The sequence below is a fragment of the Mesorhizobium sp. M2A.F.Ca.ET.043.05.1.1 genome (genome assembly GCF_003952445.1).
Lineage (GTDB): Bacteria > Pseudomonadota > Alphaproteobacteria > Rhizobiales > Rhizobiaceae > Mesorhizobium.
The window spans coordinates 867,897-881,197 of sequence record NZ_CP034446.1 but is presented as its reverse complement, the minus strand read 5'-3'; the positions used below and the strand labels follow the sequence as shown (position 1 = coordinate 881,197).

Genomic DNA, 13,301 nt, shown 5'->3' with positions numbered 1-13,301 from the left:
AGACGGACGACGTTGCGCCGTCCACTTTCTTGTTCCTTCTCCCTGTTTACGGGGAGAAGGTGGCCCGAAGGGCCGGATGAGGGGTAACGCCAAGTTTCCAGAAGCTGGCGCCGCCCTCATCTGCCTGCCGGCATCTTCTCCCCGTGAACGGGCAGAAGCACGCTAATCACCTATAAGGCGAGTCCAGCGCGATGTTGCGCGCCAGCTCCCGCTCCCAGCGATCGCCGTTCGCGAGCAGCTTTTCCTTGTTGTAGTAAAGCTCCTCGCGCGTCTCGGTCGCGAACTCGAAATTCGGCCCCTCGACGATGGCGTCGACAGGGCAGGCTTCCTGGCAGAAGCCGCAATAGATGCACTTCACCATGTCGATGTCGTAGCGCACGGTGCGGCGCGTGCCGTCGTTGCGGCGCGGGCCGGCCTCGATGGTGATGGCCTGCGCCGGGCAGATCGCTTCGCACAGCTTGCAGGCGATGCAGCGTTCCTCGCCGTTCGGATAACGGCGCAGCGCATGTTCGCCGCGGAAGCGCGGGCTGGTCGGCCCCTTCTCGTGCGGATAGTTGATCGTCTCCTTCGGCGCGAAGAACTGGCGCATCGACAGGAAGAAGGCGCTGACGAAATCCTTCAGCAGCAGCGATTTTGCGGCCTGGGCCAGAGCGGACATCACGCAAACCCCGTGATCTTGAGGAAGGCCGCGGTGGCCACGACCATGAACAGCGAGATCGGCAGGAAGACCTTCCAGCCCAGCCGCATCAGCTGGTCGTAGCGGTAGCGCGGCACGAAAGCCTTCACCATCGAGAACATGAAGAACATCAGGCAGATCTTCAGCACGAACCAGATCACCCCCGGTATCCAGGTGAAGGGCGCGAAATTGAACGGCGGCAGCCAGCCGCCGAGGAACAGGATGGTCGCCAGCGCGCACATCAGGACGACGGCGACATACTCGCCGAGGAAGAAGAGCAGGAACGGTGTCGACGAATATTCGACCATATGTCCGGCGACGAGTTCCGATTCCGCCTCCACCAGGTCGAAAGGCGGGCGGTTGGTCTCGGCAAGCGCGGAGATGAAGAACACCACGAACATCGGCAGCAGCGACAGCCAATGCCAGTCGAGGAAGGTGTTGGGCAGGCCGAGCCTGGTGCCGAGCCCGTCCTGCTGCGACAGCACGATGTCGGAGAGGTTGAGCGATCCCACGCAGAGCAGCACGGTGACGATGACGAAGCCGATCGAGACTTCGTAGGACACCATCTGCGCGGCCGAGCGCAGCGCGCCGAGGAACGGGTATTTCGAGTTGGACGCCCAGCCACCCATGATCACGCCATAGACCTCGAGCGAGGAGATGGCGAAGACATAGAGGATGCCGACATTGATGTTGGCGATCGCCCAGCCGTTATTGACCGGAATGACCGCCCAGGCCGAGATCGCCAGCACAGCCGACACCAGCGGCGCCAGCAGGAACACGCCCTTGTTGGCGCCCGATGGAATCACCGGCTCCTTGAAGACGAATTTCAAAAGGTCTGCAAAGGCTTGCAGCGTGCCCCACGGACCGACGACGTTCGGACCGCGACGCAATTGCACCGCCGCCCAGATCTTGCGGTCGGCATAGAGCAGGTAGGCGACGCCGATCAAAAGCACGACGATCAGCACGACCGACTTCAGAAGGATCAGCAGCGCCGGCAGCACGTAAATCGAGAGGAAAGTGTCCATGCTTATTCCGCCGCCTGCTTGAAGCCGCTCTTGGCCAGCGCCGAGCATTCAGCCATCACGGCCGACGCCCGCGCGATCTGGTTGGTCAGGTAGAAGTCCTTCACCGACGAGGTGAAGGTGCCCTTGTTTAGCCGGCCGCCGAGCTTCGCCACCTTGGCGATATCGTCGGCGCTGCCGGCCTGCACCTGGTCGATGCGGGCGAGATGCGGGAATTCGCCATAGAGCTTGGCGCGCAGCTGCGCCAGCGAATCGAAAGGCAGCTTCTTGCCAAGCACGTCGGAAAGCGCCCGCAGAATAGCCCAGTCCTCGCGCGCCTCGCCGGGAGCGAAGCCGGCGCGGTTGGTCTGCTGCACACGGCCTTCCGTGTTCACATAGGTGCCGGACTTTTCGGTGTAGGCGGCAGCCGGCAGGATGACATTGGCGCGGTGCGCGCCGGCATCGCCATGCGTGCCGATATAGACGACGAAGGCGCCGCCGGTCTTGGCCATGTCGATTTCGTCGGCGCCGAGCAGGAAGAGCACATCGGTGTCGCCCAGCATGCCGGCCACGTCCTTGCCGCCCTCGCCCGGCACGAAGCCGACATCGAGGCCGCCGACGCGCGCAGCGGCGTTGTGCAGCACCGCAAAACCGTTCCATTGGGGCGTCACCGCGTTGACGGCGGTGGCGAGCTTCGCCGCCTGGCCGAGCACCGCCGCGCCATCCGTGCGCGCCAGCGCGCCCTGGCCAACGATGATCAGCGGCTGCGTGGCCTTGCTCAGCACCTCGAAGAACTTGCCGTTGCCGTCGGCGAGATCCTTCAGCGATTCCGGCCCGGCGCCGATAAGCTCGTAATCGTAGCGTGTGTCGCCGATCTCGCCGATCACGCCGACCGGCAGGTTGCCGACGCGCCAACGCTTGCGGATGCGGGCATTGAGCACCGAAGCCTCGAAGCGCGGATTGGCGCCGATGATCAGCACCGCATCGGCCTGCTCGATGCCTTCGATGGTGGGGTTGAAGATGTAGCTGGCGCGGCCGAGCGACGGATCGAGGGCGGCGCCATCCTGGCGGCAGTCGATGTTCTTCGAGCCGAGCGCGTTCATCAGAAGCTTCAGCGCGTAAATTTCCTCGATCGCCGCGAGATCGCCGGCGATCGCGCCGATCCGCTCGGGCGCCGTCTTGCCCACCTCGTCCTTGATCGCCGCGAAGGCTTCCGCCCAGCTTGCCGGAGCGAGCTTGCCGTTCTTGCGCACATAGGGGCGGTCGAGGCGCTGCGTGCGCAGGCCGTCCCAGATGAAGCGGGTCTTGTCGGAGATCCACTCCTCGTTCACCGCCTCGTTGACGCGCGGCAGGATGCGCATCACTTCACGGCCTCGGGAGTCCACGCGGATCGCCGAGCCGACTGCATCCATGACGTCGATCGATTCCGTCTTGGTCAGTTCCCAGGGCCGCGCCTGGAAGGCGAACGGCTTGGAGGTCAGCGCGCCGACCGGGCACAGATCGATGACATTGCCCTGCAGCTCCGACGTCATCGCCTGTTCGAGATAGGTGGTGATCTCGGCATCCTCGCCGCGGCCGATGAGGCCGAGCTCGGAGATGCCGGCGACTTCGGTGGTGAAGCGGACGCAGCGCGTGCAGTGGATGCAGCGGTTCATCACCGTCTTGACCAGCGGGCCGATATACTTGTCTTCGACCGCGCGCTTGTTCTCGTGATAGCGGGAGGAATCGACGCCGAACGCCATCGCCTGGTCCTGCAGGTCGCACTCGCCGCCCTGATCGCAGATCGGGCAATCGAGCGGATGGTTGATCAGCAGGAACTCCATCACGCCTTCACGGGCCTTCTTGACCATCGGCGTGTTGGTGAAGATTTCCGGCGGCTCGCCATTCGGGCCGGGGCGCAGGTCGCGCACGCCCATGGCGCAGGAGGCCTGCGGCTTGGGCGGGCCGCCCTTCACCTCGATCAGGCACATGCGGCAATTGCCGGCGATCGACAGCCGCTCATGGAAGCAGAAGCGCGGCACTTCCGCGCCGGCGTCCTCGGCCGCCTGCAGCAGCGTGTAATGGTCGGGTACCGTGATCTCTTTCCCGTCGACCTTTAGCTTTGCCATTCGCCTCAAACCTCTGCGGATATCCGCAATCCATCTTCCGGGCGCGGTCTGCACCGCGCCCGGCTTTTCAAATCACTTCGCGGCGAGCGCCGCCGCCTGCGCAGTCCAGTCGTCGCGGCCTATGCGGCCGGCGAGCGACAGATAATCTTCCACCCAGGCTATCTCTTGCGACGTCCAGGCCGCGATCTGCTCATAGGTCCAGATGCCGAGACCGTTGAGCACCTTCTCAAGCTTCGGTCCGATACCCGAAATCGCCTTCAGGTCCGACGGCTTCGCCGGCTTGTCGACGGCCTTCGGTTGCCTGAAATCCTCGGGCATCAATGCGGCCGCTGCCGGCTGGGCGACAATATCGGCTCCGGTCGTGTCGAGAGCCTTCTCGGTCGCGTTCACCGCGATATCGGTCACGTCCCTGGCAAAGGTCTGCGCCTCGGCGATCAGCGTCTCGGTCGCCTTGCGCGCCTTGGACGCATTGGCGGCCGCTTCGCTCTGCGCCTCGAGATCGTCGAGGAAAGGCTGGAACATGCGCTGCGAAGCTTCCAGCGCGCCGGTGAAGGCGCCCATCCACATGCCGACGGCATGGTTGGCAAAACCGATGCCGAGCGCCGACATCGCCGCCGCGCCCGCGACCGGATGCGCCAGAAGGTTGACGGCGCTGGCCATCTCCTTCGGCATCATCTTGGTCAGATCCTGGTTCATCTTCTCGAGCTGGTCCAAATCAGGCATGAACGGATAGGGTATCGAATACGGCGCCATTGAGTTCTCCTGGTCGTTTCTTCGTATGCCCCGCCCCTGCTTTCCGTGTCGGGCTTGCGCCCTTATTTCGAAGTCTTATTCCGCTGCCACCATCACCGGCTCGACCCGGTGCGCGTTGCGCGAAAACTCGTCGATGCGGCGTTCCACCTCGCCGCGGAAATGCCGCATCAGGCCCTGGATCGGCCAGGCCGCCGCGTCGCCCAGCGCGCAGATCGTGTGTCCCTCGACCTGCTTGGTGACGTCGAGCAGCATGTCGATCTCGCGCTTCTGCGCTTCGCCACGCACCAGCCGCTCCATCACCCGCCACATCCAGCCGGTGCCTTCGCGGCACGGCGTGCACTGTCCGCAGCTTTCATGCTTGTAGAAGTAGGAGAGCCTGGCGATCGCCTTCACGACATCCGTCGACTTGTCCATGACGATGACGGCCGCTGTGCCGAGGCCGGATTTGAGATCGCGAAGCGCGTCGAAATCCATCGGCGCGTCCATGATCTGCTCGGCCGGCACCAGCGGCACCGAAGCGCCGCCCGGAATGACCGCCAGCAGATTGTCCCAGCCGCCGCGGATGCCGCCGCAATGCGTCTCGATCAGTTCGCGGAACGGGATCGACATCGCCTCTTCGAAGGTGCACGGGTTGTTGACGTGGCCGGAGACGCAGAACAGCTTGGTGCCGGCATTGTTCGGCCGGCCGAAGGACGAGAACCAGGCCGCGCCCCGGCGCAGGATGGTCGGCGCCACCGCGATCGATTCGACATTGTTGACGGTGGTCGGGCAGCCATAGAGGCCGACATTGGCCGGGAATGGCGGCTTCAGCCGCGGCTGGCCCTTCTTGCCTTCGAGGCTTTCGAGCAGCGCCGTCTCCTCGCCGCAGATATAGGCGCCGGCGCCGTGATGCATATAGACGTCGAAGTCGTACCCGGACGTGTTGTTCTTGCCGATCAGCTTGGCCGCGTAAGCCTCGTCGATGGCGCGCTGCAGTGCCTCGCGCTCGCGGATGAACTCGCCGCGCACATAGATGTAGGCCGCGACCGCGCCCATGGCAAAGCCGGCAACCAGCGCGCCCTCGACCAGCGTGTGCGGGTCGTTGCGCAGGATGTCGCGGTCCTTGCAGGTGCCGGGTTCGGATTCGTCGGCATTGATGACGAGATAGCTCGGACGGCCGTCGCTCTGCTTGGGCATGAAGGACCACTTCAGCCCGGTCGGGAAGCCGGCGCCGCCGCGGCCGCGCAACCCGCTAGCCTTCATCTCATTGACGATCCAGTCGCGGCCCTTGGCGATCAGACCGGGCGTATCGTCCCAGATGCCGCGCGACTGGGCGCCGGCCAGCGACTTGTCGAAGAGGCCGTAGATGTTGGTGAAGATGCGGTCTTTGTCCTGAAGCATTTGTCGTCCCTCAGACCGGCTTCTTGCCGAAGACGCGGATGTATTCGGCGACGCCGCCCTTGGCGAGCGCCTTGGCCTGCTTCACCCAGTCGTCGCGCTCGACGCGGCCGCGGAAATTGAGATAGCCGTCGACCCATTCGCGCTCGGCCTTCTTCCAGGCGGCGACCTGAGCGAAGGTGTAGATGCCCAGCGAATGCAGGGTCGCTTCGATCTTCGGACCGACGCCGGAGATCAGCTTGAGGTCGTCGACCGTCGCCGGACGCTCGATGCCGGCCGGCCGGTTCTTGTCCTCCAGCGAAGGTTTTTCCGTCTTGGCGACCGGCTGCTTGGTTTCCGGCGCCTTGAAGGCGGCAGCCGGCTCTGCCTTGTTCTTGGGCCCGCTGCGCGGCTTGGAAACGGCCTCGACTTCCGGAGAAGCCTGATTGGCATTGGCGGCCGAATGGCGCGGCGCCCTCACGCTGGCCGCCTTCTCGGTGGCCGGAGCAACCTTGACCGGCGACGGCGTCGCCAAGGCCGGGCTGGTCTCGGGCGCATCGGTCTTCGGCTTGCTGGATTTGGACGGCGCAACCGGGCCCGAGGCGGCCGAAGCAGCGGGAGCCGGGGCCGCGGCAGGCACCACCTGCGAGACGACGGCGGCAGAGGCAGCAGCCGGCGCCGCGGCGGCGGCGTCCTTGGCAGCCTTTGCGGCCGCCTTGGCTTCCTTGTCACGCGTCGACTTCAGGATCGCCTTTTCGCTGGTAAGCGTCTTCAAACCATCGGCCGGCTCGGAGCCATGGCGGCCGTTCTGCGGCCCCGGCTTGACCTCGGCGCCCTTGCCGACGTCGTAGAGATCGATGATCTCGGCCAGCCGCTCAGGCGTCAGGTCCTCGAAAGTGTCCTTGAAGATCATGACCATCGGCGCGTTGACGCAGGCGCCGAGGCATTCGACCTCCTCCCACGACAGCGTACCCTTGTCGTTGGTGTGGAACTGGTCGTGATGGATCTTCGAGCGGCACACATCCATCAGCGCTTCCGAGCCGCGCAGCATGCAGGGCGTGGTGCCGCAGACCTGGATATGCGCGCGCGTGCCGACCGGATTGAGCTGGTACTGCGTGTAGAAGGTCGCGACCTCGAGACCACGGATGCGCGGCATGCCGAGCATGTCCGAAATCGTCTCGATCGCCGCCTTTGTGACCCAGCCTTCCTGCTCCTGCGCGATCATCAGCAGCGGGATAATGGCCGACTGTTCGCGCCCCTTCGGGTATTTGGCGATCCACTGCTCAGCCGCCGCCGCATTCGCCTCGTTGAAGGCGAAGGTGGCTGGCTGGACGCTGGCATCTGCGAGACGACGAACTGACATTTTAGCGATCGACCTCACCAAACACGATGTCGAGGGAGCCAAGCACGGCGGTGACGTCGGCCAGCATGTGGCCGCGGCACAGGAAATCCATGGCTTGCAGATGCGCGAAACCGGGCGCGCGCAGCTTGCAGCGATAGGGCTTGTTGGTGCCGTCGGAGACCAGATAAACGCCGAATTCGCCCTTGGGCGCCTCGACGGCCGCATAGACCTCGCCGGCCGGCACGCGGTAGCCCTCGGTATAAAGCTTGAAGTGGTGGATCAGCGCTTCCATCGAGCGCTTCATTGCGGCGCGCTTCGGCGGCACGACCTTGCCGTCGAGGTTCGACACCGGGCCGGCGCTTTCCTTGCCGAGCAGCAGATCGACGCACTGGCGCATGATCTTGGCCGACTGGCGCATCTCTTCCATGCGCACAAGATAACGGTCGTAGCAGTCGCCGTTCTTGCCGACCGGGATGTCGAAATCCATCTCGGAATAGCATTCATAAGGCTGCGATTTGCGCAGGTCCCAGGCGGCGCCCGAACCGCGCACCATCACGCCCGAAAAACCCCAGGCCCAGGCGTCGGCCAGCGAAACGGTGCCGATATCGACATTACGCTGCTTGAAGATGCGGTTGCCGGTGAGCAGCGCGTCGAGGTCGTCGATCGACTTCAGGAACGGGTCGATCCACTTGCCGATATCCTCGACCAGCTTCTGCGGCAGATCCTGGTGCACGCCGCCCGGCCGGAAATAGGCTGCATGCATGCGCGAACCCGAGGCGCGCTCGTAGAACACCATCAGCTTTTCGCGCTCGACGAAGCCCCACAGCGGCGGCGTCAGCGCGCCGACATCCATCGCCTGCGTCGTCACATTCAAGATGTGCGACATGATGCGGCCCATCTCGGAATAGAGCACGCGTATCAGCTGGCCGCGCTTCGGCACCTCGATGCCGAGCAGGCGCTCGGCCGCGAGCGCGAAGGCATGCTCCTGGTTCATCGGCGCGCAATAGTCGAGCCGGTCGAGATAGGGCACGGCCTGAAGATAGGTCTTCGCCTCGATCAGCTTCTCGGTGCCGCGGTGCAGCAGGCCGATATGCGGATCGACGCGATCAACAACTTCGCCGTCCAGCTCCAGCACGAGGCGCAAAACGCCATGCGCCGCAGGATGCTGCGGACCGAAGTTGATGTTGAAGTTGCGGACGGAGGTTTCAGCCATTCTGGCGCCTCAATTTGCCTTCGCCTTCTCATCCCCGGGAAGGACGTAATCCGTCCCTTCCCACGGGCTCAAGAAGTCGAAGTTTCTGAATTCCTGCTTCAATTCCACCGGCTCGTAGATCACGCGCTTCGCCTCGTCGTCGTAGCGCACCTCGACGAAGCCGGTCAGCGGGAAATCCTTGCGCAGCGGATGCCCCTCGAAGCCGTAGTCGGTGAGGATGCGGCGCAGATCGGGATGGCCCGAGAACAGCACGCCATAAAGGTCGTAGGTCTCGCGCTCGTACCAGTCGGCGCCGGGATAGACAGCGGTCAGCGACGGCACCAGCGTTTCCTCGTCGGCCTGGACCTTGAGGCGGATGCGCACATTCTGTTTCGGCGACAAAAGGTGATAGACGACGTCGAAACGCTTGGCGCGTGACGGATAGTCGGCGCCGCAAATGTCGATGATCGAGATGAACTGGCAGCGCGCATCGTCGCGTAGGAAGGTCGCCACCTCGATCAGATTGCCCGGCTCGACCGAAACGGTCAGCTCGCCATAGGCAAGCACGGCTTCGCCGATGCGGCCGGAGAGCTTCTCGCCGAGATAGGTGGAGAGTTCGTTCAACGCCAGGGTCATCGGCTCACCGTTCGATCGTGCCGGTGCGGCGGATCTTCTTCTGCAGAAGGAGAATGCCGTAGAGCAGCGCTTCCGCGCTCGGCGGGCAGCCGGGCACATAGATGTCGACCGGCACGACGCGGTCGCAGCCGCGCACCACCGAATAGGAATAGTGGTAGTAGCCGCCGCCATTGGCGCAGGAGCCCATCGAGATGACGTAGCGCGGCTCCGGCATCTGGTCGTAGACCTTGCGCAGTGCCGGCGCCATCTTGTTGGTCAGCGTGCCGGCGACGATCATGATGTCGGACTGGCGCGGGGACGCGCGCGGCGCGACGCCGAAACGCTCCGAGTCATAGCGCGGCATCGAGGTGTGGATCATCTCGACCGCGCAGCAGGCGAGGCCGAAGGTCATGAACATCAGCGAGCCGCTGCGCGCCCAGGTGATCAGCGCTTCGGTCGAGGTGACAAGGAAGCCCTTGTCGGCCAGCTCATTGTTGATTTCGAGGAAGAAGGGATCGTCCTCCCCCACCGGCCTGCCGGTGTTGGGGTCAATGATGCCTTTGGGCTTCGGCGCGACGAGGGTGCCTGAACTGTCGTTCAATCCCATTCCAGCGCTCCTTTTTTCCATTCATAGGCAAAGCCGATGGTCAGCACCGCCAGAAACACCATCATCGACCAGAAGCCGAGCATGCCGAGCTTCGAGAAGGACACCGCCCACGGGAAAAGGAAGGCGACCTCGAGATCGAAGATGATGAACAGGATCGACACCAGGTAGAAGCGGATGTCGAACTTCATGCGGGCGTCGTCGAACGAGTTGAACCCGCATTCATAGGCGGAAAGCTTTTCCGGATCGGGATTGCGATAGGCCACCAGGAAGGGGGCGATGATGAGCGCCAGACCCACGATCATCGCCACGGCGATGAACAGCACGATAGGCAGATATGAACTCAGGAGTGCGCTCATGCGGCGGCTTTCCTTCGGCGGGGCAGTTCACTTTGATTACAGCAACGAACTCTAATGCGGAAGCGTGACAGTTTAACCGCTGAACCGTTTTAAGGGAGCCCATGCTGCAACGCGGCGAGGGTTAGCGCAGCGGTTTCGGTGACGCAAGTCAAACCTTGTTCAAATCGCGGCCCTGGACGCCATATCGGAAGAAACTGGTCCGATCCGCTCCTGTTTGATTTCCTTCACTTTTTACTCCACTTTTCTCTCCTGACATATCTCCCGCCATTTGCCTGCTAGCATGGCCGGAATCACCGGCTAAAAATCCAACGGACGATCGGGGCAAGGACAGCTGATGAAGGAGAAGATCTCGCTCGCCATGGCCAGGCGCATTGCGCTTGGAGCACAGGGGTTCAACGACCCTCGTCCCGCAGGGGTTCCGGATCGCCGGCACCTTGCGCGCGTGCTTTCGCGAACCGGCCTGTTGCAGATCGATTCCGTCAGCGCGGTGGTGCGCGCGCACTACATGCCGCTCTATTCGCGCCTCGGCCCCTACCCGCTGGCGCTGCTCGACAACGCCGCAGTTGGCCGCAAGCGCGCCGTCTTCGAGTATTGGGCGCATGAGGCGTCGTTCCTGCCTGTCGAGACCTACCCCTTGCTGCGCTGGCGCATGCAGCGCGCCGAGCAGGGCGACGAGATGTATCTCGGCCTGGCGAAATGGGGCCGCGAGCGCAAGGAAATGATCGATGATATCTATAGAGAGGTCGCCGATCGCGGGCCGATCGCCGCCTCAGATATCGAGGGCCACAAGGGCAATGGCGGCTGGTGGGGCTGGAGCGAGGCCAAGCACGCTTTCGAATGGCTGTTCTGGGCCGGACGCATCACCACCGCCTACCGGCGCGGCTTCGAACGCTATTACGACCTGCCGGAGCGCGTTTTGCCGCAGGCCGTGCTCGACCTGCCGGTGCCCTCGGTCGAGGACGCGCATCGCGAATTGCTGCGCATTTCCGCTCGCGCCCACGCCATCGCCGCCTATGGCGACCTCCGCGACTATTTTCGCCTGGCGCCCGGCGACACGAAGGACCGCATCGATGAGCTGGTCGAAGCCGGCGAATTGCTGCCGGTGAAGGTCGAGGGTTGGGACAAGCCCGCCTATCTCCACAAGGACGCGCGAATCCCGCGCCGGATCGAGGCGCGCGCCCTGCTCGCCCCTTTCGATCCCGTCGTTTTCGAACGCACGCGCACCGAAAAGCTCTTCAATTTCCGCTACCGCATCGAGATCTATACGCCGGCCGAAAAGCGCCAATACGGCTACTACGTGCTTCCCTTTCTGCTCGGCGACCGCATCGTCGCCCGTGTCGATCTGCGCGCCGACCGCCCGGCCAGCGTGCTGCGCGTCCATGCCGCCTATGCCGAGCCCGACGCGCCGCCGGAGACGGCAGCCCAGCTCTTCGAGGAGCTGAAGCAGATGCAGGGCTGGCTCGGCCTGGAGGCGATCGAAGTGACGGCGGCCGGCGACCTCGGCCCGGCGCTGGCCGACATCGCGGCGTCGTAGCCGCGCGTTGACAGGCGCCCAGCCGTAAGCCTAAATCTTGACCCAGACGGTCTTCTCCCGGCAAAGGGAGGAGCCAAGAGGGAATGCGGTGCGGGCCCAAAAACCCAAATCCGCGGCTGTCCCCGCAACTGTAAGCGACGAGCCCCGGCCGAAAACCACTGGGATGTTCCCGGGAAGGCGGCATCTGAGGCGACGACCCGCGAGCCAGGAGACCTGCCGTCTGAGACTTTAAGTATCCGAATGCCCGGCGGGTTTTCCGGGCAAGGAGCCTGGTTTTGGATCGCAACGGCAGTTTCCCGGCAAACATCGCGGACATTCCGTCCGAGCCCGACGCGTTGGGCGGCGTGACCGTCATCGTCTGCTCGTCCTGCCGCGACGAAACCGGCTCGGACGCCCATCCGCGCGCCGGCGCGCTGCTTGCCGAAGACACGCGCCGCGCCGCCTCGAGCGAAAAAATTCGCATCCGCACCGTCGAATGCCTCGGCAACTGCAAGCGCCGGCTGAGCGCAGCACTTCTGCGCGACGGCTGCTGGAGCTACGTCTTCGGCGATCTGGACACCACCAGCGGCGCCGACCTCGTCGCCGGCGCAAAGCTCTTCGCCACCTCGGCCGACGGCCTTATCCCCTGGCGCGGCCGGCCCGATTCCCTCAAGCGCGGCCTGGTTGCCCGCATCCCTCCTCTCGACATGCTGAAGGACTGACCATGAACGCTTCCGTTTCCCGCGTGCCCTGCACCGTCGTCACCGGCTTCCTCGGCGCCGGCAAGACGACGCTGATCCGCAACCTGCTCGAGAACGCCAAGGGCAAGCGGCTGGCAATCATCGTCAACGAATTCGGCGATGTCGGCATCGACGGCGAGATCCTGAAAGGCTGCGGCGTCGACACCTGCCCGGAGGAAAACATCGTCGAGCTCGCCAATGGCTGCATCTGCTGCACCGTCGCCGACGATTTCGTGCCGGCGCTCGACCAGATCCTGTCCCGCACGCCGAAGGTCGACCACATCCTGATCGAGACTTCCGGCCTCGCTCTGCCGAAACCGCTTGTGCAGGCTTTTCAGTGGCCGACGGTGAAGAGCCGCGTGACGGTTGACGGCGTCGTTGCCGTGGTCGACGGCCCGGCGCTGGCCGACGGCCGCGTTGCCTCCGACATGGATGCGCTCCAGGCGCAGCGCGCGGCGGACGACTCGGTCGACCATGACGATCCGGTCGAAGAGGTGTTCGAGGACCAGATCGCCTGCGCCGACCTGATCATCCTGTCGAAGAGCGATCTGATGGACGCAGCGGGCTCTCAGCGCGCCAACGCCGTCATCGGCGAGCATGTGGCGCGCGCCGTGAAAATCGTGCCGACCGCGCAGGGCAAGGTCGATCCTTCGGTGCTGCTCGGCCTCGGCCTCGCCGTCGAGGACGATATCGAGAACCGCAAGACCCATCACGACGATGAGCTCGACCACGAGCATGACGATTTCGATTCCTTCGTCATCGACATCCCGTCGATCGCCAGTCCGGACGAGCTGGCCAAGCGCGTCGCCCTTGCCGCCGAGCAGGAAAATGTGCTGCGCGTCAAAGGTTTTGTCGAGGTCGGCGGCAAGCCGATGCGGCTTCTGCTCCAGGCCGTCGGCCCGCGCGTCAACCATTATTACGACCGCGCCTGGACGGCCGAGGACGACCGCCGCTCGCGGCTCGTCGTCATTGGCCTCAAGGGGCTGAACCGCCCGGCGATCGAGCGTATCCTCGCCGGCTGAGGCCAATACGAAAGGCCGAC

General features: G+C 64.3%; 13 protein-coding genes and 1 riboswitch. Of the genes, 3 read left to right on the top strand and 10 right to left on the bottom strand.

Annotated features, from left to right (window positions below):
* Positions 1-166 precede the first annotated feature (166 nt).
* From nuoI to EJ069_RS04120, 10 genes are all read right to left on the bottom strand, one after another.
* Positions 167-658, bottom strand: a complete 492-nt coding sequence (nuoI, locus tag EJ069_RS04165; protein ID WP_042643165.1) for an NADH-quinone oxidoreductase subunit NuoI — start codon at positions 656-658, stop codon at positions 167-169.
* Positions 658-1,701, bottom strand: a complete 1,044-nt coding sequence (nuoH, locus tag EJ069_RS04160) for an NADH-quinone oxidoreductase subunit NuoH (protein WP_126060211.1) — start codon at positions 1,699-1,701, stop codon at positions 658-660. The genes nuoI and nuoH overlap by 1 nt, the downstream gene beginning before the upstream one ends.
* Before the next feature lie 2 nt (positions 1,702-1,703).
* Positions 1,704-3,785: an NADH-quinone oxidoreductase subunit NuoG gene (gene nuoG, locus EJ069_RS04155; RefSeq protein WP_126060210.1), complete on the bottom strand. Its 2,082-nt coding sequence runs from the start codon at positions 3,783-3,785 to the stop codon at positions 1,704-1,706.
* 72 nt (positions 3,786-3,857) lie between these two features.
* Complete coding sequence (locus EJ069_RS04150) at positions 3,858-4,538, bottom strand: NADH-ubiquinone dehydrogenase (protein ID WP_126060209.1); 681 nt, start codon at positions 4,536-4,538, stop codon at positions 3,858-3,860.
* A 75-nt stretch (positions 4,539-4,613) separates the two neighbouring features.
* Entirely contained in the window at positions 4,614-5,918 is a 1,305-nt protein-coding gene (nuoF, locus tag EJ069_RS04145; protein WP_040982034.1) for an NADH-quinone oxidoreductase subunit NuoF, read from the bottom strand.
* 10 nt (positions 5,919-5,928) lie between these two features.
* Positions 5,929-7,257, bottom strand: a complete 1,329-nt coding sequence (locus tag EJ069_RS04140; protein WP_126060208.1) for an NADH-quinone oxidoreductase subunit E — start codon at positions 7,255-7,257, stop codon at positions 5,929-5,931.
* Position 7,258: 1 nt separating this feature from the next.
* Positions 7,259-8,449 (bottom strand): NADH-quinone oxidoreductase subunit D, encoded by a 1,191-nt coding sequence (locus tag EJ069_RS04135; protein WP_126060207.1) that lies wholly within the window; start codon positions 8,447-8,449, stop codon positions 7,259-7,261.
* A gap of 9 nt (positions 8,450-8,458) precedes the next feature.
* Positions 8,459-9,064 (bottom strand): NADH-quinone oxidoreductase subunit C, encoded by a 606-nt coding sequence (locus EJ069_RS04130; protein WP_042643181.1) that lies wholly within the window; start codon positions 9,062-9,064, stop codon positions 8,459-8,461.
* A 4-nt stretch (positions 9,065-9,068) separates the two neighbouring features.
* A complete protein-coding gene (locus tag EJ069_RS04125; RefSeq protein ID WP_015317338.1) occupies positions 9,069-9,650 on the bottom strand; it encodes an NADH-quinone oxidoreductase subunit B in 582 nt (193 codons plus the stop codon).
* The gene (locus EJ069_RS04120) at positions 9,641-10,006 is read right to left on the bottom strand and encodes an NADH-quinone oxidoreductase subunit A (protein ID WP_042643187.1); all 366 of its coding nucleotides are present in this window, start codon (positions 10,004-10,006) and stop codon (positions 9,641-9,643) included. Before EJ069_RS04120 ends, EJ069_RS04125 begins: the two co-directional genes overlap by 10 nt.
* A 334-nt stretch (positions 10,007-10,340) precedes the next feature.
* On the opposite strand from EJ069_RS04120, the gene EJ069_RS04115 reads away from it, so the two are divergent.
* From EJ069_RS04115 to cobW, 3 genes are all read left to right on the top strand, one after another.
* Positions 10,341-11,540, top strand: coding sequence for a winged helix-turn-helix domain-containing protein (locus EJ069_RS04115; RefSeq protein ID WP_126060206.1), 1,200 nt, complete (start codon positions 10,341-10,343; stop codon positions 11,538-11,540).
* Between the two features lie 30 nt (positions 11,541-11,570).
* A riboswitch (cobalamin riboswitch) is annotated at positions 11,571-11,776 on the top strand.
* A gap of 39 nt (positions 11,777-11,815) precedes the next feature.
* Positions 11,816-12,241, top strand: coding sequence for a DUF1636 family protein (locus EJ069_RS04110; protein ID WP_126060205.1), 426 nt, complete (start codon positions 11,816-11,818; stop codon positions 12,239-12,241).
* A gap of 2 nt (positions 12,242-12,243) precedes the next feature.
* Complete coding sequence (gene cobW, locus EJ069_RS04105; protein ID WP_126060204.1) at positions 12,244-13,281, top strand: cobalamin biosynthesis protein CobW; 1,038 nt, start codon at positions 12,244-12,246, stop codon at positions 13,279-13,281.
* The last annotated feature ends 20 nt before the right edge of the window (positions 13,282-13,301 follow it).

Bases quoted from the DNA above. Each gene is read 5' to 3' on its own strand.
- nuoI (WP_042643165.1), bottom strand. From the start codon at position 658: ATGTCCGCTCTGGCCCAGGCCGCAAAATCGCTGCTGCTGAAGGATTTC.
- EJ069_RS04130 (WP_042643181.1), bottom strand. From the start codon at position 9,064: ATGACCCTGGCGTTGAACGAACTCTCCACCTATCTCGGCGAGAAGCTC.
- nuoH (WP_126060211.1), bottom strand. From the start codon at position 1,701: ATGGACACTTTCCTCTCGATTTACGTGCTGCCGGCGCTGCTGATCCTT.
- EJ069_RS04135 (WP_126060207.1), bottom strand. From the start codon at position 8,449: ATGGCTGAAACCTCCGTCCGCAACTTCAACATCAACTTCGGTCCGCAG.
- EJ069_RS04120 (WP_042643187.1), bottom strand. From the start codon at position 10,006: ATGAGCGCACTCCTGAGTTCATATCTGCCTATCGTGCTGTTCATCGCC.
- EJ069_RS04115 (WP_126060206.1), top strand. From the start codon at position 10,341: ATGAAGGAGAAGATCTCGCTCGCCATGGCCAGGCGCATTGCGCTTGGA.
- EJ069_RS04150 (WP_126060209.1), bottom strand. From the start codon at position 4,538: ATGGCGCCGTATTCGATACCCTATCCGTTCATGCCTGATTTGGACCAG.
- nuoG (WP_126060210.1), bottom strand. From the start codon at position 3,785: ATGGCAAAGCTAAAGGTCGACGGGAAAGAGATCACGGTACCCGACCAT.
- cobW (WP_126060204.1), top strand. From the start codon at position 12,244: ATGAACGCTTCCGTTTCCCGCGTGCCCTGCACCGTCGTCACCGGCTTC.
- nuoF (WP_040982034.1), bottom strand. From the start codon at position 5,918: ATGCTTCAGGACAAAGACCGCATCTTCACCAACATCTACGGCCTCTTC.
- EJ069_RS04125 (WP_015317338.1), bottom strand. From the start codon at position 9,650: ATGGGATTGAACGACAGTTCAGGCACCCTCGTCGCGCCGAAGCCCAAA.
- EJ069_RS04140 (WP_126060208.1), bottom strand. From the start codon at position 7,257: ATGTCAGTTCGTCGTCTCGCAGATGCCAGCGTCCAGCCAGCCACCTTC.